This window comes from Enterococcus sp. DIV1089c, assembly GCF_050530965.1.
Classification (GTDB): domain Bacteria; phylum Bacillota; class Bacilli; order Lactobacillales; family Enterococcaceae; genus Enterococcus_B; species Enterococcus_B hirae.
Window position 1 is genome coordinate 84138 of record NZ_CP172888.1, and the last position, 23695, is coordinate 107832.

Genomic DNA, 23695 nt, shown 5'->3' on the forward strand with positions numbered 1-23695 from the left:
GATTTTTTAATGGAAAATAATCAGGAAACATTGGAGACTATACATGGAGACCTTATAGCGATAGCTAACAATCTAGGATTTTATGATAGCGAAACATTTCATAAAAAAATAAGTGAAGAAACAAAGAAAACGTTATCGAAAGACAATAAGCAATTAACCAAAGAAAAACTAGAAGTAGCAGTGATGAACTTAACTGAAATGATACCGAATACTATAAAAACTAAACTAAAGGCAGATGAAAGGCTAGTAGCAAGTAAAAGCGCACGTTTATTTACACGTGCTGTAAGCGAAAAAAAGCAAGATTCAGATGGTATTTTACAAGATATACTAGCATATAACAAAAGTATTAGTGATGGAGTGGAATCACTGAAGAAAGCTAGACCGCATGAAAGAGAACAGCTAATTAGTTCAATTGAAGAAGGTTGGGAAGCTGCTAAGAACAATTTGAACCTATTAAAAAAAGACGAGGGTATTGCTCCTGATGGAATGACTAACACTGCAGTAATAGAATCTCTATTATTTCAGAGAAAGAATTTTTTAAATACATATCACATGATACATCAAGTAAGGGAACAACTTGGTTTAAAACAAATTCGAAGGCAAGATTTAAGTGTTGGTGCTAATAGCCAAAACTCTTCGGTTAGTTTAGCAGAAGTGGTTAAAATGAAATTTAAAGAATTCCAAAAGAAACAACAAGAGAGTCTAAAAAACAGTTCAGAGGACAACACAATACATAGTTCCCAACTTACGAGTCAAGGACAAAACGGAAATCATGCTGTTGATGATAACGGGTATGACGAACCAGTTGAATATGATGAAGTAGACATTTATGGGGAGAACGAAAATCCTGAGGAGCGAACTCCTCGTTCAAGTGCTGTTGATGATAATGGGTATGACGAACCAGTTGAATATGATGAAGTAGACATTTATGGGGAGAACGAAAATCCTGAGGAGCGAACTCCTCGTTCAAGTGCTGTTGCTGCTCATGTGTATGGCGAACCAGTTGAATATGACGAAGTAGACATTTATGGAGAGAACGGGAATCTTGAGGAACTAACTCCTCGTCCAAGTAATGCTTCTACCACGTCTTCAATATCTTTTAGCATCTATGATGAAGTTGCGGATATTAATAATGATTATGAAGTCGTAGATAATAACCGGGATCAAGGTCCAAAACCGGAACTTTGGCAATCCATGAACTCTTTAAGAAATGAAAAGCAAAAACTATATAAAGAGATCATTCAGTTATCTAAAGAACATAAAGTAGGTACAAAAGAATTTTCTGAAAAACCAGAGTAGTTTAACAGATAAAGAGATTAATCCAAATCCAGAAGTAACACAGCTTAGTGGAAATAGCAAGGAAGAAGGAAAAACAGGCAGTTTAGATCAACATACCTCTCAAACCAAAAAAACATCTTTGTTTAGAGCTACATATGCGAATATCAGAGACTTGCAAGACAACTTAATATATCAAAAAAAAGCTAGACAATTAAGTAATGAAGAGGGGAATAATGGCAAGTTTAATAACGGAGAAGTGGAGAATGGAAAGGTAGATAACGGTAGGTTGAGTAATGGTCAGAAAAAAGAACTGAGAGTAATTTTAGGAGACTGTGGCACACAGGTGGTCAAAATAGATTCGCAGTCTGAAAGACCTACAGCATCTCCAAATCTTGTAAGCCGGGTAAATAATCCTAAGGGTGCCGTTGGGTACGACAGATGAGTAATCAATAAACCAGAACATTTAACTTTTTAACTTCGTTGAGGAATGATAAGAAATTGAGGTTGGTTATGAGAGATAGAATAATTGGGACAGAAAGAAGAAAAGTTTCTTTCTGTCTTTTTTATTTGGTAGGTTTTGCCATAACGAAACATGTTTTGTAGGTTGAAATAATAAAAATAAGCGATTGGATCCTTGACAATTCACCCTCTCTTTCCGGAGGTGGGAATTTAAATAAGGGCAGTTCATCTAATCAACAGGGTGATGTTCAACGCTTAAGAGAGCTTTTGGAGAACAGGCGTGAATCAAGTTCGAGTCTGCATCAACGTCAAGGATTGCAGGCTCCACAAGTCCTGTAAGGAAGATAACAGAACATAATGAAATTACTGAATACGGTAGTAGATAAGTAATCAGAACTATAAGAGTCATCAACGTAAAAATCAGCGCCATCATTTCAATTTTAGAAATGATGGCGCTGAGTGGATCATTAACTATGTTTATATCGCTTATTTACTTTGGGCTCTTTTTTTTGATACCACACATATAGGATAAAAAGTCCGATACAAAGAACGAACAAAATCGATCCGATGATAAAACCTTGAGGTAAATAACTAAAAGTGACGGTATGTTTGCCTGCAGGTAGTTTGATCATTACAAAGGCATCTTTGAAGTTTTCGACTTTGACTGCCTTTCCATCGATTTTTGCGGACCAACCAGCATCATAAGGGATCGTTGTGACTAGCATTCTTTCTTCGGATGTGTTGAAAGTACCAGTGGCTGTTCGGCCGGTCGTTTTCATAGCAACACCATTTTCTTTGATTTGATTCATTGCTGCTTGATAAGCAACAACATCAAGTCCAAGAACTTTAGGTTCCATAAAGCTAACCTCTTTTGTGCCATAAAAACTAGCGGAGAAAGTAACTGTTGTGTCTTGAGGATAATATCCTAGATCATAATATTGTCCAGAAATACTGATCTGAGTCTTTCGTGACACACCGTTGACAGTAATCGTGGCGGTAGAGCTTTCTAATTGGGCATAGTTAGTAGGGAACAAACTGAGATAAGCTTGTGTGTTTGCTGGTACACGCACTTCCCAAGTGAGCGTTTTGGGCTGGTTATTCGTGGTTTCAGAATAAGTCACCCCGGTAGACGTCTTGTTTACTGTGACGTTTTGTTGGCTTTTCAAAGTTGGTGTGTAGAAAGTAAAATACCGCTCATTTAAATCAGCCAGCCGATTGATCAAATTGGTTTGGCTCGTGAGATTGTCAGTTAATGGTTGTTCCACGTGATTAATATCTACTGGTGCTGTAAAAGCTAGCGGTAAAGCATTTAGATTTTTATAGAGTGTATAGTCACCGCTCTGACTTTCTTTCACAAAGCCATATTTGCTAAAGCTACTGTCATTTTTAGCAATATTATATTTTATTCCTGTAAACCCATCCATCAATAACGTATTGTTTGCGTAGCGGATATTAAGATTTGTTCCCCTTGAACGAAAGCCTAACGAATCTAGATAAGCAGAAGAGTTCCTGTTTCTAATAGAAGAAAACAAACTGATACCACTATAGCCATAGTTAATGGAATCATTAGGAGAAATCGGATCAAGATTTTCTAATCGATAAAAAGTATCCGATTCTTTTTTTGTCTGGTCAACAAGTGACTTGATGCTAGGAGCAGGATCAGTATATAAGCTTCGTGAAGCATAATTCCAATCATCTAATATCCCATGAATCATACTATTCGTATTGACACTTGCTTCTCCTGTCATCAGTAACAGTAACAATAAGCTAAGGTATTTAACGGGCTGTTTTGGTTGCTGGAAAAAGCCAATTGTTAACGCGTAAAGACTCAAGAAAACAATCGTTAAGACAAACGATGTCGTTGTAATATAAGAGTAACTATTATTAGGCTTAAGTCCCCATGCGATAGCAAAAACTGCTGCTAAAATGATGATGATACTTAGGAGTAAGCCTTGATCCTCTTTAGTTATTCGTTCCCATCCTTTGGCCGCTAACAAAAGGATGAGAAAAGAAAACAAATAGGAATAGCGGAACAAAAACATATTAGGCGCATGCATACCATGCCAAAAGAGGTTGAGTGGTACAAGATAGAAACTAGCAATCAATAAAGCAAATAAACTACCATACAAAAGTTTGTTCTTTAAGTTGATTTTTCGACTAGCAAAATAAAATAGACATAAAACTAATGGAAACAAACCAGCATAAATAAAAGGAATGGAGCCATATTTGGTTGTGTCATAGACACCGATCATGTTTTTCATGATGATATCCAAATATGAGGTAGCTTCGGTTTTTAGTGTAGTGATCTGTGTTAATGTTTCGCCATTTGATCGGAGATCCAAGACTGCTGGAAGAATAATGATCATTGATGCTCCACCAGCTAATAAGGAAGTAATCCCATAAGGTACAATCGATTTTTTGTAGAGTGACCATTTTGTAAACAGCCTTGCCATAAAATAAAGAAAAGAAAAAATACCGATCATAAAGCCCATATAAAAACTGGATAAAAAGAGCAATAAGTAACTAACAAATAATAATGTTGGTCGTTTATAATCCATGACCCGATGGATACCCAAAATAATAAGTGGAAGATAAATAAACGCATCCAACCACATAATGATCTCAGAATGAGCGGTAATGAAAGAGATCGAAGCATAGCTAACACTTAAAGCCACTTGTCCCCAACGTGGAATTTTATACGTCCGCGCAAGGAACCAAAAAGATAATCCAGCAAACCCAACTTTAAGCAGAGTTAGAAAATATAAAGCATCAGGCATCATATTATTAGGAAACAAAAGAACAAGCGGAGTAAATAATCCGCCTAAGTAATATGAAATTAAAGATAAATAATTCAGACCTAATGAGGCGTTCCAAGTATAAAAAATACTTTGCTTTCCTAATAACATGTTCCGAAAGCTTGCATGGAAATTTGAAAATTGAGAAAATGCATCACTTGCAAGAATGCTTCGGCTACTTCCTGGATAAATTCCGATACTTAAGTAAACTAACGCAAGTATCAAAAAAGGGATCAGAAAACTAGCAAAAGCATAACGACCATTTTCTTTTAAAAAAAGTTTGATTTTTGTTTTCATTGATTCATTCACCAAATTTCTATGAAATATGAAGTTATCTCTAGTTTATCATATTCATATTTTTAACTACATGAAAAGACTTGGCATTTCCAAAAAAATAAAAAAACAATAATAAATAACGTTTATTTTGAAAATAAAAGGCAAAAAAACTTATATAAACTGATTTTATAAATAATAAAATACCAGTTTTTAAAAGAATACATGTTTAATATTAAGGACTTGGCAAAACCTAAAAAGCCTACAAATGATCGTTCATCAAGATCATTTGTAGGCTTTTCAACTAACTTCTTTTATGAAAAGTAAGGCATTATAATAAAAATAAAAACCGTTCACGCACCGAACGGTTCAAACTTCATTCAATTAAACGCGTGCAACTTTTCCTGACTTCAAAGCACGAGTTGACACCCAAACTTTTTTAGGTTTTCCGTCGATCATAACGCGAACTTTTTGTAAGTTAGGTTTAACAGTACGTTTTGTTGAGTTCATCGCATGAGAACGATTGTTTCCACTTTTTGTCTTGCGACCAGTAAAGTAACAAACTTTTGCCATGTAATTTTCCCCCTTTACCTCGATTTGGAGCGATAGAATAATTCAGCTCATACCAGAATAACATATCATATGAAGGGGTAATATGCAAGTGTCTTTTCATAGCAAGAATTGACAATCCATGGGAATAATTGTAAATTATACAGGACTAATTTTAAAATTTTCAGCGGTTTTTGAGTACTTTAGGGTAACTGCCTTTTATTTCGGGTGACGCTATGATAAAATATGATAGAAGAAAAATGGGAGTATTTTGCCCGTTAAGGAGGCTCATTCATGGCTGTAAAAATTCAAACGTCAGCTGGAACCATTGAAATTACCAATGATGTGATTGCAACAGTTGTTGGTGGCGCCGCAACAGATGTGTTCGGTGTTGTAGGAATGGCCAGCAAGAACCAAATAAAAGATAATATTACTGAAATTCTACGAAAAGAAAATTATTCTCGAGGAGTAGTTGTTCGCCAAGAAGCTAATGGTATCGCAGTAGATGTTTATACGATCATTAGTTATGGTACAAAAATTTCAGAAGTTTCTCGCAATGTCCAAGAAAAAGTAAAATACAACTTGGAGACATTACTAGGTGTAACAGCCAATTCTGTTAATGTTTTCGTCCAAGGTGTTCGTGTACTGCCAGACTAGGCAGAAGGCTTGCTGAATGATTCAGCAGTCGATCTGAAGGAGGATTATCTAGGTGAGTGTAACAGAAATCAGTGCAAGCCAATTCCAGGAAATGGTTCAGGCGGGCGCGAATCGTCTGCAAGTAAATGCAGAATATGTCAATTCGTTAAATGTATTCCCAGTTCCTGATGGAGATACAGGTACCAATATGAATTTATCTATGACAAGTGGAGCTAAAGCAGTTGCTGATTCTACTTCTGAAAAAGTAGGCGAGTTAGCAGCAATGTTATCAAAAGGCCTACTAATGGGAGCCAGAGGAAATTCAGGAGTTATTTTGTCTCAATTATTCCGAGGCTTTTCAAAGCAAATACCTGATGTGACAGTGTTAAACGCTGCAGATTTAGCTGCGGCTTTTACGCATGGCGTTGAGACAGCTTATAAAGCAGTCATGAAGCCTGTTGAAGGAACCATTTTGACAGTAGCCCGTGAAGCTGCAAAAGCTGGAGAAAAGAAAGCTAAAACAAGTGACGACGTTGTTGAAGTGATGACGGCTGTGGTAAAAGGTGGGAAACGTGCCTTAGCGAAAACACCTGATTTGTTACCAGTGTTAAAAGAAGTCGGTGTCGTCGATAGTGGCGGTCAAGGTTTGCTATTTGTATATGAAGGCTTCTTAAGTGCCTTGAATGGTGAGTTCAAAATGACAGAAGTCTATGAACCATCACCAGCTGAAATGGATGAAATGGTCAATGCTGAGCATCATCGCAGTGTCCAAGGTCAATTAGCAACAGAAGATATCCATTATGGTTACTGTACAGAAATCATGGTAAAAATCGGTGAAGGGCCAACCGTCGATAGCCAATTTGACTATGAAGAATTTCGTAATTACTTAGATGGAATCGGTGATTCATTATTGGTTGTTAATGATGATGAGATCATTAAGGTCCACGTGCATACCGAAAATCCAGGTGAAGTATTAAATTATGGACAAAAATTTGGTTCATTAGTAAAAATCAAAGTCGACAACATGCGTTTACAGCATGAAACGATTTTAGAACACGATGAGCAAGCGAAGCCACAAAAAGCAGCTCGTACACCTTATGGGATCGTAGCGATTGCAGCCGGTAAAGGAGTGCAAGAGTTATTTGAAAGTTTAGGAGCAAACTACGTCATTAGTGGTGGACAAACGATGAACCCAAGTACGGAAGATATCGTTAAAGCGATCCAGGAAGTCAATGCGGATAAAGTCATCGTATTACCAAACAATAAAAATATCTTCATGGCTGCGGATCAAGCGGCTGAAGTAGCAGATATCCCAGTAGCGGTCGTACCATCAAAAACGATCTCTCAAGGACTAACTGCGATGCTTTCATTTAATGATCAAGTATCGTTGGAAGAAAACAAAGCGACTATGACAGAAATGCTTGCAAGTGTCGTTAGTGGGCAGATTACTCATGCGATTCGTGACACAACCATTGATGGTGTGAAAATTACTGAGGGTGATTTCTTAGGGATGATTGATGGGAAAATCGTTATCTCAGATTCTGACATGATGGCAACTTCATTCGCTACCTTAGAAAAAATGATCACTGAAGAAACAGAAATTGTGACGATTTTAGCAGGTGAAGGTGGTTCGGTTCATCAAGCAGAAGAATTATCAGCTAAATTAGTTGAACAATATCCAGATTTAGAAATTGAAATTCATCAAGGCGATCAACCGGTTTATCCGTATTTATTCTCTGCAGAATAGAAAAGGACAATCCTTTTCGCCTGAACGAACGGTAAAAGAACGGGGGCTGTACCAGGTTGTTGGTGCAGCCCTATTTCTAAGGAATGGATTGATAGTGAAACATACGGTAAAGGAGGGTGAAATATGAGGTCTTTAAATGATCCAGTGACGATGTTAGCCGGTGTGGGAGCAAAAAGGGCGGATAGTCTTGCTAGTCTGGGAATCCAAACCATCGAAGACCTATTGACCTATTATCCTTTTCGCTATGAAGACATTCAAGAAAGAAATTTAAATGAAATACTTGATCAAGAAAAAGTGACTTTAAAAGGCCTGGTTGTTTCACCACCAGTAATGAGTCGCTTTGGATACAAAAAGAATCGACTCCAATTTCGTATGATGCAGGATCATGCTGTTTTCAATGTTTCTTTTTTCAATCAACCATATTTGAAAGATAAAGTGATCTTATCCGAAGAAATTGCTGTCTATGGAAAATGGGATGCGAAACGGAAGTCATTAAATGGTATGAAAATTTTGGGTTCTCAAGCGGTGGATGATTTTTCTCCAATCTATCATGTCAATAAATCAATCCGTCAAACAACTTTAGTCGATTTGATTCGAAGAGGGTTCGAAGAGTATGGTGATTTGATCGAAGAGAATCTTCCCAATGGATTAGTTGAGAAATATCGACTGTTGGATCGGCCAACAGCTGTTAAGAGCATGCATTTTCCGAAAAATCATGAAGAAAACCATCAAGCAAAACGAAGAATTGTCTTTGAAGAATTCTTTTTATTTCAAATGCGACTTCAAGGGCTTAAAAAATCGGAAAAAGCAGAAACAAATGGCATTGAAATTTTATATGACATCCAGCGCTTGAAACAATTTATTCAAAAACTACCTTTTGAATTGACGGATGCCCAAAAAAAAGTCACGAATGAAATTTGTCGTGACTTAAGAAGTCCGCAACATATGCAACGCCTATTGCAAGGTGATGTAGGTAGCGGAAAGACGATTGTTGCAGCAATTGCCTTATATGCGGCGGTCACTGCAGGGTTTCAAGGCGCATTGATGGTACCAACTGAAATTTTGGCACAACAACACATGGAAAGCCTTCTTCAATTATTTGATGCGCAAGAAGTTAAACTTGCTCTGTTAACGGGTTCGACGAAAGCCAAAGAACGAAAAGAACTACTCGAATTGCTGGAACAAGGAGAAATCGATATCGTTGTCGGTACCCATGCGTTGATTCAAGAAGGAGTCGAATTTCAACACTTAGGTTTAGTTATTACGGATGAACAACATCGTTTTGGTGTGAATCAGCGAAAAGTACTCCGTGAAAAAGGCTGGCGTCCAGATGTTTTATTTATGACAGCCACACCAATTCCTCGGACTTTAGCGATTACTGCATACGGAGAAATGGATGTTTCGGTAATTGACGAACTTCCAGCTGGCCGGATTCCAATAGAGACGAGATGGGTTCGTACGCCACAATTAAATAGTGTGTTAGATTGGACATGGAAGGAGCTGGCGAAAGGACATCAAATGTATGTCATTTGCCCGTTGATTGAAGAGTCAGAAGCATTAGACGTTAAAAACGCTGTTGAAATTTATGAAAAATTAAGTGCGCTTTTTGCGCCTCAGTATGAAGTCGGATTGTTACATGGTAAAATGAAGAACCAGGAAAAAGAAGCAATTATGGAAACATTTAAAGAAAACAAGATGCAAATCTTGGTTTCAACGACGGTCATCGAAGTGGGTGTAAATGTTCCGAATGCTACAGTCATGTTGATCATGGATGCTGATCGTTTTGGATTAGCACAGTTACATCAATTACGTGGACGTGTTGGACGTGGTAGTGATGCTTCTTATTGTGTATTGGTAGCTAATCCTAAAAATGAATTAGGGATTGAGCGAATGAAAATAATGACAGAAACGAACAATGGCTTTGTTCTAAGTGAGAAAGATTTAGAGTTGCGTGGACCAGGAGAAGTATTTGGTTTTCGCCAATCAGGCTTACCGCAATTTGCAATTGCTGATCTTGTAACAGATAGTAATATATTAGAGGTAGCTCGTGATGAGGCACAAAAGCTATGGCAGTTAAAGGATTGGCAACTATTGCCAGAATACCAACATTTGGTCCGCAGTTTAGACTTGGAAAATCAAGATAATCGTTATTTTGATTAATAGACTGTGCTATACTTTATAGTGATGATAAAAAAGGAGTGGAAATAATGAAAATTGCCGTAGATGCAATGGGTGGAGATCACGCACCACAAGCCATTGTGGAAGGTGTGGCTTTAGCTCAAAAAGATTTCCCAGATGTGGAATTTATCCTTTATGGTAAGGAAAATGAAATAAGAAAATATCTAACAACAGAACACAATGTGACGATCATTCATACAGATGAAAAAATCGATAGTGATGATGAACCAGTTAAAGCCATTCGCCGTAAGAAGAATGCTTCGATGGTTTTGGCAGCACAAGCTGTCAAAAATGGTGAAGCAGACGCGATTTTTTCAGCGGGGAACACTGGCGCATTATTAGCAGCTGGACTCTTTATTGTTGGTCGTATCAAAAACATCGAACGCCCTGGTCTGATGTCTACTTTACCGGTAGTCGGTCAACCCAATGCAGGGTTTGATATGCTTGATCTAGGTGCAAATGCTGAAAATAAACCGGAACATTTATTACAATATGGAATCTTAGGCTCATTTTATGCAAGAAAAGTCCGAGGAATCGGTAGACCTCGAGTTGCTTTATTGAATAATGGGACGGAAGCAACAAAAGGAAGCGAATTAACTAAAAAAGCTTTCGAATTACTTCAAAATGAAACCAGTTTGAATTTTATTGGAAACGTTGAAGCGAGGGAACTATTGAACGGGGTAGCAGATGTTGTTGTAACCGATGGATTTACAGGCAATGCAGTATTGAAATCCATTGAGGGAACAGCAATGAATCTGATGGACCTTTTGAAAGCTGCCATTTTAAATGAAGGATTTAAAGGAAAAATGGGCGCACTATTGTTGAAAGATGGGTTACGTTCATTAAAATCAGAAATGGATTATTCAAAACATGGCGGAGCAGTTCTTTTTGGATTAAAGGCACCAGTCATCAAAACTCACGGTGCGACTGGACCAGATGCAGTGAGACATACCATCAGACAAATCCACACTATGTTGGAAACCAATGTGGTAGGGCAGTTAGTTGAACAATTCGAAAAACCTGCAGAATAATGTTTCTGGTTGCTCGTCGACGACCCTATAGAAAAAAAGGTGGACAATCTTAGAAAATGTCAGTAAAATTAGCCTTGGTGAAGGAAATCGGCGATTTTGATAATTGTTGGAGGTGAAAACATTGTCACGTGAAGAAGTATTTAATAAAGTAGCGAAAATTATTTCAAATCATTTTGAAATTGATACAGATAAAGTGACTGATGAATTAAATATCAAAGATGACCTAAAAGCTGACTCAATCAGCATCATGGAATTTGTTTTGGAACTTGAAGATGAGTTTGGAACAGAAATTTCTGACGAAGATGCAGAACAAATTGAAACAGTTGGTGGGGCAGTTGACTACATCAGCAATCATCTTAACTAATCATCAGCATGAAAGTGAGTAAAGATCAATCGGATCTTTACTCACTTTTTTTTAATTTTTCAAGTGATTTATCTTTATTTTAAATAGATTTTTCTGACAATTCTGGCAACTGACTGAAATTTTCTTGCATTGTAGAGGGGTTTTATATATAATTATTAATAATATATTGTACTATCCTTAGAATAACGCTTATTATAAAACGTTTTATTCTGTGGGATATCATTTTTTATTAAGAAAACTTCCAACCAGGGAGCAGAGAGGGGTATTCGATTGTCAGATAATCAACTATTAGATGTTCAGAACCTACATACAGGCTTCCGTCTTAAAGATGAGTATTACGATGCAGTAGATGACGTTTCTTTTACATTAGATAAAAACGAGATCTTAGCAATCGTTGGAGAATCTGGTTGCGGGAAAAGTACATTAGCGACTACTATTATGGGGTTACTTGATCCAAACAACACAAAGATCACAGGCGAAATTTTATATAATGATTTAAACTTGATTGAATTGAATGAAACTTTGTATAACAAAATCCGCGGGAATGATATTGGGATGATTTTCCAAGATCCGTTATCTGCGTTAAACCCTTTGATGCGTATTGAAGATCAAATTAAGGAAGGGTTATCTTATCATACCAAAATGAACGCTGAACAACGGCAAGCTCGTGCCTTGGAATTGTTGGAGCAAGTTGGGATTCCTAATCCTGCCAGAGTCGGACGACAATATCCCCATGAATTATCTGGGGGGATGAGACAGCGGGTAATCATCGCCATTGCGATTGCGTGTAAGCCACCGATTGTTATTGCGGATGAGCCAACGACAGCGCTAGATGTAACGATTCAAGCGCAAATCCTTGATTTATTAAAAGACTTACAAGAAGAAACCAAAACAGGAATCATTCTGATCACGCATGACTTAGGTGTTGTGGCAGAAATGGCTGATCGGGTAGCGGTAATGTATGGCGGTCAATTTGTTGAAGTAGCTGGGGTCAAAGAACTTTTTGAAAATCCTAAACACCCTTATACCCGTTCATTGTTGAACTCTATTCCTCAAGAGGGGAACCATGAAGCTGAGCTCCATGTGATTGAAGGCGTTGTTCCTTCTTTGAAAAATATGCCACGAACTGGTTGTCGTTTTGCTCCTCGGATTCCTTGGATTCCAGCCAGTGATCACGAAGAAAACCCTGTCCTTCATGAAATTGCTCCGAATCATTTGGTTCGTTGCTCTTGCTACAAACATTTCCACTTTAGAGACGAAAAAGGAGAGGTGTAGATGACAGAATTAATTACAATCAGCGATTTGAAAGTACACTATCCTATTCGTAGTGGATTCTTTAATCGAGTAACGGATCATGTATATGCAGTAGATGGTGTCGACTTCATTATTGAAAAAGGAAAAACGTATGGCTTAGTCGGAGAATCTGGTTCTGGTAAATCAACGACAGGGAAAGCAGTCGTTGGATTAGAAAAAGTGACTTCAGGACAAATCATTTATGAAGGTAAAGATGTCACTAAAAAAAGTAACCGACAAAAAATTGGCTATAACAAAGATGTTCAAATGATCTTCCAAGACTCAATGTCCAGCTTGAATCCTAAAAAGCGAGTATTGGATATTATTGCAGAACCGATCCGTAACTTTGAACGTTTGAGTGATCAAGAGGAAAAGAAAAAAGTGAAAAATCTACTGGATATCGTAGGGATGCCGGAAGATGCGCTGTATAAATATCCACATGAGTTTTCAGGTGGACAGCGTCAACGTTTAGGGGTTGCACGTGCAGTTGCGACAAACCCAAAACTCATCGTAGCAGATGAACCAGTTTCTGCATTGGATTTATCCGTTCAGGCGCAAGTATTAAATTTCATGAAACGAATCCAACAAGAATTTGGTTTAAGTTATTTATTTATTTCTCATGACTTGGGAGTCGTGAAACATATGTGTGATAATATCGCAATTATGTATAAAGGTCGATTCGTTGAAATTGGTACACGAGAAGATATTTATAATGATCCACGTCATATCTATACGAAACGTTTACTGTCTGCTATCCCTCGGATTGATGTCGAAAATCGGGAGTTACACAAAGAGAATCGACGAAGAGTGGAACGTGAGTACATCCAAAATCAAAAGGAGTACTACGATGCAACTGGTCGAGTGTACGATCTCCGTACGATCACACCGACGCATAAAGTAGCGTTGAAAGATGGAGGTGCCAGCTAATGTGGAAAACGATATTACGACGTGTATTATTAATGATCCCACAAGTTATTATTCTTAGTATTTTGATCTTTATGTTGGCAAAAGCGATGCCTGGAGATCCTTTTACCGGGTTGATCAACCCCAACCAAGATCCAGCAGTCATCGAGCAAATGAGACAGGCAGCTGGTTTGAATGATCCTTGGTATGTCCAGTATTTCCGATGGATCGGGAATGCGTTACAAGGAGACTTCGGTCAAAGTTTCTTATACAAACGTTCAGTTTCTGATTTGATTGGTGAGCGTATCGTCAATACTCTTTACTTGTCGATCTTAACAGTTATCATTACTTATTTGATTGCTGTACCACTAGGTATGTTGGCGGGCAGATACCAAAACTCATTTTTGGATAAAGCTGTTGTAATCTACAATTTCTTTAGTTTTGCTGTTCCGTTATTTATCTTTGGTTTGATTATGTTATTTGTATTTGGTTATCGTCTAGGCTGGTTCCCAACCAGCGGCTCCCAGACGTTAGGAATCCAAGGGGGCTTTTTCACCCAGTTGATTGATCGCATGAAATACATCATTTTACCATCGATCACTCAAGCCTTTTTAGCTACAGCTGTAACGATCCAGTATTTACGTAGCGAAGTCATTGATTCAAAATCTTTAGACTTTGTGCGAACTGCCCGTTCAAAAGGGGTACCAACCAATAAAGTATTTAGTCGTCATATTTTCCGAAACGCGGCATTGCCGATGGCTTCACAAATGGGTTATGAAATTACTTCCTTGATTGCTGGTTCAGTAGTTATTGAAAAGATTTTTGGCTATCCAGGAGTCGGTAAATTGTTTATTGATTCGATCGGACAACGTGACTATACAGTTATTACCTCCTTAGTATTGATTTTAGGAATTGCGACGTTGATCGGAACCTTGCTTTCAGATATCATCATGAGCATTGTTGATCCACGTATCCGTATCCAATAAAATTCAATCAGAAAGGAGAAAAGACAAATGAGTGATAAAAAGAAAGACGTTGTGCAAGAAAGTATCCCACCAATGGGATTACGAATGATTGCTCGTGAATTTAGAAAAGATAAAATCGCCATTTTTTCATTAGGCTTACTAGTTATTTTATTGTTAGTTATCTTTATCGGTGCGTTATTTACAGACCAAGATAAAGTAATGTATGTCAGCATCTTTGATAAATATGCAGCTCCAGGTGCTATCTCTACCGAGGGGACAAAATTTATTTTAGGAGCAGATGAAGGTGGTCGGGATGTTTTAGGACAACTGATTATCGGTGCAAGAAACTCCGTCACCATTGGTTTTGCAATCACAGTCATCACTTCGATTATCGGGGTTGGACTAGGGATCATTTCTGGGTTTTATGGGGGGATCATCGATAACATTTTGATGCGTATCGTTGACTTCATTATGATTTTACCGATTATGTTGATTATTATCGTATTTGTATCGATTATCTCTAGATATAATGTTTGGTCGTTCATCTTCATTATGAGTGCATTTTATTGGGTTGCTAAAGCTCGATTATTCAGAAGTAAAACTTTATCAGAAGCAAGGCGTGATTATGTGAGTGCTTCAAAAACAATGGGAACAAGTGATTTTAAAATCATGTTCCGTGAAATCATGCCTAACTTAAGTTCATTGATCATTACCAACTTAACGATGAACTTTGCAGCAAATATTGGGATCGAGACCACTTTGACTTTCTTAGGGTTTGGCTTACCAGCAAATGTTCCTAGTTTAGGAACACTAATCGGTTATGCCAGCAACGGTGAGGTTTTAGTGAATCGACAATGGATCTGGTTACCTGCGTCAATTCTAATTTTAGTATTGATGTTGAGTATAAACTATGTTGGACAAGCGTTTAAGCGTTCTGCCGATGCACGCCAACGATTAGGATAAAGAAGAAAGCAAAGGGGGAAATAAGGAATGAAGAAATCAATTTTAGGCGTTGTTACACTTTTTTCAGTAATGGCATTAGCTGCTTGTGGAAGCGGCGGAGGTTCTAACTCTTCTGGGAGTTCAGCAAATAACGGTGAGAAGAAGGAATTAACATTTCCAATCTCAACGAAAAATGATAAAGATGCAATAAAAGATGGCGAATTGGAGGCTGCAGTAGCAACCGATAGTCAATTCAAAGGATTGTTCCAATGGGAATTTTATCAAGATTCTTACGATGCAGCATTTATGGCACCTTCTCATGAAGCACTATTTACAAATGATGCGGACTTCAAGATCACAAATGATGGTGCAGCGAGTTTAGATTTAGACCAAGAGACGAAAAAAGCAACGATCAAAGTAAAAGACAATGTAAAATGGTCAGATGGTAAAGATGTAACCGCAGATGACGTGATTTTCCCTTATGAAATTATCGGTAACAAGGATTATACAGGTATCCGTTATGATGATAACTTCCGAAACATCGTTGGGATGGAAGAATACCATAGCGGTAGCGCTCCGACAATCTCAGGTATCAAAAAAGTGGACAATAAGACAGTTGAAATCGAATATAAAAAAGTGGAACCAAGTATGCTTCAATCAGGTGGTGGGATTTGGGCATATGCAGCTCCAAAACACACACTTGAAGGTGTAGCAATCAAAGACATGGAATCAAGTGATCAAGTACGTAAAAATCCAGTGACTTTTGGTCCATATTACATGAGTAATATCGTTGCAGGAGAATCAGTAGAGTATCTACCAAATGAATATTACTGGAATGGCAAACCACAATTGAAAAAAATCACGATGAAATCATTGCCGATTGCTAGTGCAACAGAAGCTTTGAACTCAAAACTTTATGACATGATTTTCCAAATGCCTACAGATACGTATGACACATATAAAGATGTCTCAGGTTACACAAACTTAGGACGTGAACAAACATCATACACTTACTTAGGCTTCAAATTAGGTAAATGGAATGCTGAAAAGAGCAGTGTTGAATACGATCCAAATTCTAAAATGGCAGATAAATCATTGCGACAAGCAATGGGTTATGCATTAGATAACGATGCAGTAGGGGAACGTTTCTATGCAGGGTTAAGAAGCAATGCTACTTCATTGATTCCTCCTGTATTTGAATCATTCCACGATGACGATCTAAAAGGATTTACGCAAGATATCGATAAAGCAAACAAATTATTGGATGATGCTGGCTATAAAGATGTAGATGGTGATGGGTTACGTGAAGATAAAGACGGAAATAAATTAACGATCAACTTTGCTTCAATGTCAGGTGGCGAAACAGCGCAACCATTATCTGATTACTATGTGCAACAATGGAAAAAAATCGGCTTAGATGTGAAATACACGACTGGACGTTTAATCGAATTTAACTCATTCTACGATAAATTAGAAAATGACGATCCTGAAATTGATGTATATCAAGCAGCTTGGAGTACAGGAACTGATCCAAATCCAAACGGACTATGGGGACCAAATGCAGCATTCAACTACACTCGTTTTGAATCAGAAGAAAATACGAAATTGATCAATGATATCAATTCAAGTGAAGCATTTGATGCAGATTACCAAAAAGAAGCATATAAAAAATGGCAAGCATATGCATTTGAAGAAGCTTTCGCAATTCCAACATTGTTCCGTAATGAAGTACTACCAGTGAGCGATCGTACTAAAGATTGGGATTGGTCATATGATGCACCAAATCCATGGGCGAAAGTAACGGTAACAGCAGAATCACGTTCTTAAAATAAGGACATACATGCCGTTTAGCGAAAGTAATGAATGAATCTGGCAATGAGAAAGACCTCCCAAACACGGAAACGGTTTGGGAGGTCTTTTCGTATAGCTGGCAACTTTTGAATACTATTTATCAAATCAATCAAATGATCAGCTAATAAATTCTTTAATCGAAAAAATCATTGGATCCTTGAGGTTTATTAAACCTTTACTTACCTTTTGTCGGAACCATTTCAAATTTAGACAAAAACCAGTATAATAAGGAAGTATTGAAAAAATATCCATAAAGGAATGTGAAAAATGGACAATCAGCTGACAAATGAATTAAAAGAAAAGTATACTATCGTTTTTCACGATCTCAATCTACTTGAACAAGCTTTTACCCATTCATCCTATGTGAATGAGCATCGCAACCTTCAACTATCAGATAACGAACGATTAGAATTTTTAGGAGATGCCGTATTAGAATTAATGGTTTCAGAATATTTATATCGTTTATATCCAGATATCCCAGAAGGGAAACTAACAAAGACACGTGCGGCGATCGTTCGTGAAGATAGTTTATCCAAGTTTGCCAAAGAATGTGGATTTGATAAATATATCATGTTAGGTAAAGGAGAAGAAAATTCTGGGGGAAGAACCAGACCAGCTCTTCTTTGTGACTTATTTGAAGCCTTTCTAGGTGCTTTGTACCTTGATCAAGGGTTTGAAGCAGCCCATGCCTTTCTTCAAACAGTTGTCTTTCCAAAAGTCAAAGCAGGTGCTTTTTCACATGAGATGGATCATAAAACGAAGTTGCAAGAAGTGTTGCAAAAATCAGGTGATGTATTTATTGAATACCGATTAATAAAAGAGGAAGGTCCGGCACATGAACGGATTTTTTGGATCGAAGTCTATGTAGATGACAAGTTGATTGGGACTGGGCAAGGAAAATCGAAAAAACTAGCAGAACAAGCTGCTGCAGAAAATGCACTGGCAGCACTGTAAAAGTAAGTGAGGGAACGCTTCGTGTATTTAAAACGAATTGAAATAGCTGGATTTAAATCCTTTGCAGATAAAACAGTGATTGATTTTGAAAATAGTGTGACAGCCGTCGTTGGACCAAATGGAAGTGGCAAAAGTAATATCACTGAAGCAATCCGCTGGGTTTTAGGCGAGCAATCTGCTAAGAGCCTTCGAGGTGGGAAAATGCCCGATATTATTTTCGCTGGTTCAGACTCTCGTAAGCCTTTGAATGTGGCAGAAGTTACAGTACTTTTGGATAATACCGATCATTATTTACCATTGGATTATCAAGAAATCAGCGTGACTCGTCGCTATCGACGAACAGGCGAAAGTGATTTTTTTATCAATAAACAACCTTGTCGATTGAAAGACATCCAAGAACTGTTCTTAGATTCAGGTTTAGGAAAAGAATCGTTTTCGATCATTTCACAAGGGAAAGTAGAAGCAATTTTTAGTAGTAAGCCAGAAGACCGTCGGGGAATATTTGAAGAAGCAGCAGGTGTATTAAAATATAAACAACGCAAGAAAAAAGCGGAACAAAAGTTATTTGAAACAGAAGATAATCTTAGTCGAGTGCAAGACATTATTTACGAGTTGCAAGAGCAATTAACACCTCTAGCTGAGCAAAGTGAAATCGCTAAGAAATTTTTGCAGCTAAAAGAAGAATTAACCCAAACCGATATAGCGTTGATGATTACGGAGATCAACGTAGCGAAAAAAGAGTGGGAAGAAAAACAAACTCAGCTGACACAATTCAATCAAGAACTGACAAAATTAGCGACACATATCCAATCGCAAGAAGCCATGCTATCAGAAAAAAGAAAGCAAAACGCCAAAAAAGACCGTCAAATTGAAAAAGGTCAACAAAGTCTGTTGGCATTGTCTGAAAGATTAAAACAAGCAGAAGGGCAAAAAGATGTTTTAATAGAGCGGACAAAGCATACACAAAAGAGTACGCAAGAATATCAGGCTTCTTTGGCCGAGGCGCAAAAGAAAGTAGCGCATTTTGAGGAACTTCAGGAAAAATTGACAAAAGAAACAACTGAAAAAGAAACAGAAATCCAAGAAGCACAACAACAGTTGATGAAGACACAACAAGAATTGGAAAAATATCAAAAATCAACGAAGGAATTATTATCTGAATTACGAGATCAATATGTTGATTTGATGCAAGAACAAGCGAATGTCGGAAATGAATTGAAATATCTTGAACGTCAATATTTACAAGAAACGTCCAAAAGTAAACAAACATTAGCGAAGCAATCAGAAGTAGAAGCCTCTGTCTTGGCGTTATCCTCTCAAAAACAGGAACTATCTGAAAAACAAGCAAATCTTCAACAAGCTTTAGTTAAGAACCAACATGAGTTGGAAGAAGTTCAAACAAAAGGGAAAACAGTACAAACTAAATTAACCAATGAACAACCTAAAATGTACCAATTGATGAACCAAGTCCAACAATTAAAGGCACGCCAAAAAAGTTTACAAGAAATCCAAGAAAACTATTTTGGTTTTTACCAGGGCGTTCGGTTAGTTTTACAACATAAACAACAATTATCTGGTATCGTAGGTGCAGTCGCTGAGTTGATTGATGTACCTAGCTCTTTTACCCTTGCAATCGAAACAGCTCTAGGTGGAGCAGCGCAACACGTCATTGTTGAAAACGAACACGATGCACGTCAAGCAATCACTTATTTGAAAAAGCAAAGAGGGGGTAGAGCGACCTTTTTACCGTTAACAACGATTAAACCTAGACAGTTACCTGCGCACGTTCTTTCGCAAGCAGCAACGGTAGATGGGTTTTTAGGTATCGCAAGTGAACAGGTGACATTCCCTGCAGAAATTCAAACCGTGGTCCACAATTTATTGGGAACGATCTTATTAGCGAAGGATCTAACTAGTGCCAATGCTATTGCTCAGACCATACGATACCAATACCGAGTAGTGTCTCTGGAAGGAGACGTGATGAATGCTGGTGGTTCCATGACGGGTGGAGCAAATAAACGGGGGAATCAAGGCAGTCTCTTCTCTCAAAATCAAGAATTGAAACAGCTGACAGCAGAATATGAACAAGCAGATCAGCAGTTGCAAAATCAAGAAAAAATTGTTCAAGAATTACAAACCAAAGTCGCTGACTTGAGCCAAAAACAAGAAAAGTTGCGTACGCAAAATGAACAATTGCGGTTTGAAGAGCAGGAAATAACGAATCAACTGCAAAATATCACGAATGACTTAGCACGCTTTGAAAAAGAAAAGCAACTCTCAAACTTTGAAACGAGAGAATTGCAACAATTCATCGAAACATATCAAAAACAACAAGCAGAGTTAACGGCAAGACAAAAGGAAATCGAACAACAACGACAACAAATCGATGAAGAGATCAAATCACTGAACCAAGAAAGTGATCAAATGGAAGAAAAACGATCACAAGTCCAAGCACGAAAAGCACAGGAACAAGCAGATTTAGCTGTCTTGAAAGAGCAATTCAATCATTTACAGATCCAATTACGTGGAGCACGTGTTCAAAAAAATGAAGCACTTGAACGTCAGACAAGTTTAGAGCAACAATTAGCAACATTGACTGCAGATTTTTCTGATCATGAAATCACTGAAGAAAGTTTAGCGAGCCAAATCACGGAACTTGCGCAACAGCGTGAAGAACTGCAAGCAGAACTAGTGGCAGTGAAGGAACAACGAGAACGTACGCAAAAAGAAATCGATCAGCTTGAAACAGTACTTGCTGAAAAAAACCAACAACAAAAGCAACAGCTAACAGAACAATCGAAACTGGAAGTGCAAAAAGACCGTGCAGAAATGTTGTTGGATCATCAGCTGAGCTATTTGCAAACGGAATACCAAATCAGCTTTGAAAAAGCTGTCACTGATTACCAGCCAACTTCCGATATTGTAAGTAGTCGCACGAAAGTAGCAGTCTTAAAAGAGCAGATCGCAGACCTTGGACCAGTGAATATCCGTTCGATTGAGCAATTTGAGCAAGTGAATGAACGACATACGTTTTTAGCCACACAACGTGATGATTTGTTATCTGCAAAGAACCAATTGTTTGAAACAATGGAAGAAATGGATGCTGAAGTACGGGCTCGCTTTAAAGAAGTCTTTGAAGCAATCAGGCAAGAGTTTAAAGTAGTCTTTCCTAATATGTTTGGTGGCGGTCGCGCAGAATTGGTATTGACTGACCCATCGGATCTATTAAAAACAGGGATCGAAATCGAAGTGCAACCACCGGGCAAGAAATTACAAAGTCTGAGCTTGCTTTCTGGCGGGGAAAGAGCATTAACTGCTATCGCCTTGCTGTTTTCAATCATCCGAGTTTGTCCTGTTCCATTTTGTATTTTAGACGAAGTAGAAGCTGCGTTAGATGAAGCAAATGTGAAAAGATTCGGACGTTATTTAAGTGATTTCCAAGAGGACACTCAATTCATCGTGGTCACACACCGAAAAGGTACCATGGTAGCTGCCGATGTTTTATATGGAGTAACCATGCAAGAATCAGGTGTTTCAAAAATTGTGTCTGTCCGTATGGAAGATATCAATGAAGAAGGAAAAATGGAAACGAAGGTGTAAGGAAATAAATGATTAAATTAATTGCGATCGACTTAGACGGTACATTATTGAATGAAGAAAAACAAATTTCAGATGAGAATAAGCAAGCTTTAGCGAAAGCAAAAGAAAAAGGTGTTAAGATCGTTTTATGTACTGGTCGTCCCTTAGCAGCAATGGCTCATTATTTGCAAGAGTTAGGATTAGTGGACGAAGGGGATTATAGCATCACCTTCAATGGTGGTCTTGTTCAAAAAAACGATACAGGAGAAATCATTGAGAAAAAAGTGATGGAAGTTGCTGATATCCATCGTTTATATGATCTTGCGCAAAAATTGGCATTGCCCTTAGATGTATTATCAGATCATGTGGTTTTACAATTACCGACTGCACCAGGGAAGAAATCTTTATACAACACATTAAATAAATTATTGCAATTTCAACCGGCAAATTTAGCAGATCTGACAGACGAGTTTGTGTTGAATAAAGCAGTTATTGCCTATCCGCAAGCGGAATTAGATCCTAAGATCAAAGAAATACCAGCCGAATTTCATGAACGTTATGAAATCATCAAGACCCGCAGTATGCTTTTAGAATTTATGCCAAAAGGCGTGACAAAAGCTTATGGTATTTCTTTACTAGCAAAAGATTTAGGTTTAGAACCAGCTGAGATCATGGCAATTGGGGATGAAGAAAACGATTTGCCGATGATTGAATACGCTGGAATGGGTGTTGCCATGGCAAATGCCGTCCCATTTGTTAAAGAAGCAGCGAATTATGTCACGTCAAGTAACTTAGAACATGGTGTAGCTAAAGTTATCGAAAAATTTGTTTTAGATTAGGGGGGATCGTATGGGCTTTTTTGATAAAATCAAGCGTGCTTTTACTGGTGAACAACAAGAACCAGAAGAAGTCGAAGTACAAGAGAAATATGATAAAGGGTTAGAAAAAACCAGAAAAACATTTGGCGAACGAATGAATGAATTGTTTGCTAATTTTCGGACAGTAGACGAAGACTTTTTTGAAGAATTAGAAGAAACACTGATTGGTGCGGATGTTGGGTTTGATACGGCTATTCAGATTTCTGAAGCGTTGCGTCAAGAAGTAAAACTGAGAAACGCAAAGAAACCAGCTGAGATCCAAAATGCAATCATTGAAAAATTAGTGGATTTATATGAACAAGAAGGAATCAACGAAGTTAATGAATTAAATCTACAAGAAGAAGGATTAACAGTTATTTTGTTTGTCGGGGTAAACGGTGTTGGAAAAACAACCAGTATCGGAAAACTAGCCCACCAATACAAAAATGAAGGAAAAAAAGTGCTGCTGGCAGCAGCCGATACTTTCCGAGCAGGTGCGATTGACCAATTAGTGGTTTGGGGCGAACGTGCTGGTGTCGAAGTGGTTCGGGGAAATGCTGGTGGCGACCCAGCAGCAGTTGTGTATGATGCGATGGAACGTGCGAAAAGTGAACAGGCAGATGTGTTGTTAGTAGATACAGCTGGACGTTTACAAAACAAAGTCAACTTGATGAATGAGTTGGAAAAAATCAAACGTGTCATTCAACGAGAATTACCAGATGCACCTCACGAAACATTACTTGTACTAGATGCGACTACTGGTCAAAATGCAATGGTACAAGCAAAACAATTTAAAGAAACAACTGATGTCACTGGGCTCGTTTTAACCAAACTAGATGGTACAGCCAAAGGTGGGATCGTGTTAGCCATCCGTAATGAACTTCACTTACCGGTGAAATTGGTAGGGCTTGGCGAAGGAATCGATGATCTTGAACCATTTGAACCTAATGATTTTGTTATTGGTTTATTTAAAGGATTGTTGAAAGAAGAGTAAGCAGTTATTCTTTTTATCAGCAAGAAGAGCATTTAGCTAAAAAATTG

Annotated in this window: 18 protein-coding genes; 16 read left to right on the plus strand and 2 right to left on the minus strand. The window is 37.9% G+C overall.

Annotated elements, in window-relative coordinates; translation table 11 throughout:
• Positions 1 to 9 precede the first annotated feature (9 nt).
• Both IGL30_RS00470 and IGL30_RS00475 read left to right on the plus strand, forming a co-directional pair.
• A complete protein-coding gene (locus tag IGL30_RS00470) occupies positions 10 to 1299 on the plus strand; it encodes a hypothetical protein (protein WP_123874902.1) in 1290 nt (429 codons plus the stop codon).
• A 151-nt stretch (positions 1300 to 1450) separates the two neighbouring features.
• Positions 1451 to 1720 (plus strand): hypothetical protein, encoded by a 270-nt coding sequence (locus tag IGL30_RS00475; protein ID WP_263765727.1) that lies wholly within the window; start codon positions 1451 to 1453, stop codon positions 1718 to 1720.
• 484 nt (positions 1721 to 2204) lie between these two features.
• Here the strand turns inward: IGL30_RS00475 and IGL30_RS00480 are convergent, their stop codons facing one another.
• Positions 2205 to 4829 carry a YfhO family protein gene (locus IGL30_RS00480; RefSeq protein ID WP_088745070.1) on the minus strand — a complete coding sequence of 875 codons (2625 nt, stop codon included), beginning with the start codon at positions 4827 to 4829 and terminating at the stop codon, positions 2205 to 2207.
• A 360-nt stretch (positions 4830 to 5189) separates the two neighbouring features.
• Entirely contained in the window at positions 5190 to 5378 is a 189-nt protein-coding gene (gene rpmB / locus IGL30_RS00485; RefSeq protein ID WP_010720425.1) for a 50S ribosomal protein L28, read from the minus strand.
• A gap of 270 nt (positions 5379 to 5648) precedes the next feature.
• Here rpmB and IGL30_RS00490 point away from each other — a divergent pair, with 270 nt between their 5' ends.
• From IGL30_RS00490 to ftsY, 14 genes are all read left to right on the plus strand, one after another.
• Complete coding sequence (locus IGL30_RS00490) at positions 5649 to 6011, plus strand: Asp23/Gls24 family envelope stress response protein (protein WP_010720424.1); 363 nt, start codon at positions 5649 to 5651, stop codon at positions 6009 to 6011.
• A gap of 52 nt (positions 6012 to 6063) precedes the next feature.
• Positions 6064 to 7737, plus strand: coding sequence for a DAK2 domain-containing protein (locus tag IGL30_RS00495; RefSeq protein ID WP_375371600.1), 1674 nt, complete (start codon positions 6064 to 6066; stop codon positions 7735 to 7737).
• Between the two features lie 123 nt (positions 7738 to 7860).
• Positions 7861 to 9897, plus strand: a complete 2037-nt coding sequence (gene recG, locus IGL30_RS00500; protein WP_088745069.1) for an ATP-dependent DNA helicase RecG — start codon at positions 7861 to 7863, stop codon at positions 9895 to 9897.
• A gap of 47 nt (positions 9898 to 9944) precedes the next feature.
• Positions 9945 to 10946: a phosphate acyltransferase PlsX gene (gene plsX / locus IGL30_RS00505; protein ID WP_010720421.1), complete on the plus strand. Its 1002-nt coding sequence runs from the start codon at positions 9945 to 9947 to the stop codon at positions 10944 to 10946.
• A gap of 121 nt (positions 10947 to 11067) precedes the next feature.
• Positions 11068 to 11310 (plus strand): acyl carrier protein, encoded by a 243-nt coding sequence (acpP, locus tag IGL30_RS00510; protein WP_010720420.1) that lies wholly within the window; start codon positions 11068 to 11070, stop codon positions 11308 to 11310.
• 270 nt (positions 11311 to 11580) lie between these two features.
• Entirely contained in the window at positions 11581 to 12585 is a 1005-nt protein-coding gene (locus IGL30_RS00515) for an ABC transporter ATP-binding protein (RefSeq protein WP_010736807.1), read from the plus strand.
• Positions 12586 to 13530, plus strand: coding sequence for an ABC transporter ATP-binding protein (locus IGL30_RS00520; protein WP_010720418.1), 945 nt, complete (start codon positions 12586 to 12588; stop codon positions 13528 to 13530).
• Positions 13530 to 14492 carry an oligopeptide ABC transporter permease gene (gene opp4B, locus IGL30_RS00525; RefSeq protein ID WP_010720417.1) on the plus strand — a complete coding sequence of 321 codons (963 nt, stop codon included), beginning with the start codon at positions 13530 to 13532 and terminating at the stop codon, positions 14490 to 14492. The genes IGL30_RS00520 and opp4B overlap by 1 nt, the downstream gene beginning before the upstream one ends.
• A 27-nt stretch (positions 14493 to 14519) precedes the next feature.
• Positions 14520 to 15434 (plus strand): ABC transporter permease, encoded by a 915-nt coding sequence (locus IGL30_RS00530; RefSeq protein WP_088745068.1) that lies wholly within the window; start codon positions 14520 to 14522, stop codon positions 15432 to 15434.
• Positions 15435 to 15461: 27 nt separating this feature from the next.
• Entirely contained in the window at positions 15462 to 17240 is a 1779-nt protein-coding gene (locus tag IGL30_RS00535) for an oligopeptide ABC transporter substrate-binding protein (RefSeq protein WP_010720415.1), read from the plus strand.
• Between the two features lie 291 nt (positions 17241 to 17531).
• Positions 17532 to 18218: a ribonuclease III gene (gene rnc / locus IGL30_RS00540; RefSeq protein WP_010720414.1), complete on the plus strand. Its 687-nt coding sequence runs from the start codon at positions 17532 to 17534 to the stop codon at positions 18216 to 18218.
• A gap of 21 nt (positions 18219 to 18239) precedes the next feature.
• Positions 18240 to 21818, plus strand: coding sequence for a chromosome segregation protein SMC (gene smc / locus IGL30_RS00545; protein WP_088745067.1), 3579 nt, complete (start codon positions 18240 to 18242; stop codon positions 21816 to 21818).
• Positions 21819 to 21826: 8 nt separating this feature from the next.
• Positions 21827 to 22636, plus strand: a complete 810-nt coding sequence (locus tag IGL30_RS00550; protein WP_063626406.1) for a Cof-type HAD-IIB family hydrolase — start codon at positions 21827 to 21829, stop codon at positions 22634 to 22636.
• Positions 22637 to 22646: 10 nt separating this feature from the next.
• Positions 22647 to 23648: a signal recognition particle-docking protein FtsY gene (gene ftsY / locus IGL30_RS00555; protein WP_010720411.1), complete on the plus strand. Its 1002-nt coding sequence runs from the start codon at positions 22647 to 22649 to the stop codon at positions 23646 to 23648.
• The last annotated feature ends 47 nt before the right edge of the window (positions 23649 to 23695 follow it).

Bases quoted from the DNA above. Each gene is read 5' to 3' on its own strand.
- IGL30_RS00470 (WP_123874902.1), top strand. From the start codon at position 10: ATGGAAAATAATCAGGAAACATTGGAGACTATACATGGAGACCTTATA.
- IGL30_RS00480 (WP_088745070.1), bottom strand. From the start codon at position 4,829: ATGAAAACAAAAATCAAACTTTTTTTAAAAGAAAATGGTCGTTATGCT.
- rpmB (WP_010720425.1), bottom strand. From the start codon at position 5,378: ATGGCAAAAGTTTGTTACTTTACTGGTCGCAAGACAAAAAGTGGAAAC.
- IGL30_RS00490 (WP_010720424.1), top strand. From the start codon at position 5,649: ATGGCTGTAAAAATTCAAACGTCAGCTGGAACCATTGAAATTACCAAT.
- recG (WP_088745069.1), top strand. From the start codon at position 7,861: ATGAGGTCTTTAAATGATCCAGTGACGATGTTAGCCGGTGTGGGAGCA.
- plsX (WP_010720421.1), top strand. From the start codon at position 9,945: ATGAAAATTGCCGTAGATGCAATGGGTGGAGATCACGCACCACAAGCC.
- IGL30_RS00520 (WP_010720418.1), top strand. From the start codon at position 12,586: ATGACAGAATTAATTACAATCAGCGATTTGAAAGTACACTATCCTATT.
- opp4B (WP_010720417.1), top strand. From the start codon at position 13,530: ATGTGGAAAACGATATTACGACGTGTATTATTAATGATCCCACAAGTT.
- IGL30_RS00530 (WP_088745068.1), top strand. From the start codon at position 14,520: ATGAGTGATAAAAAGAAAGACGTTGTGCAAGAAAGTATCCCACCAATG.
- IGL30_RS00535 (WP_010720415.1), top strand. From the start codon at position 15,462: ATGAAGAAATCAATTTTAGGCGTTGTTACACTTTTTTCAGTAATGGCA.
- rnc (WP_010720414.1), top strand. From the start codon at position 17,532: ATGGACAATCAGCTGACAAATGAATTAAAAGAAAAGTATACTATCGTT.
- IGL30_RS00550 (WP_063626406.1), top strand. From the start codon at position 21,827: ATGATTAAATTAATTGCGATCGACTTAGACGGTACATTATTGAATGAA.
- ftsY (WP_010720411.1), top strand. From the start codon at position 22,647: ATGGGCTTTTTTGATAAAATCAAGCGTGCTTTTACTGGTGAACAACAA.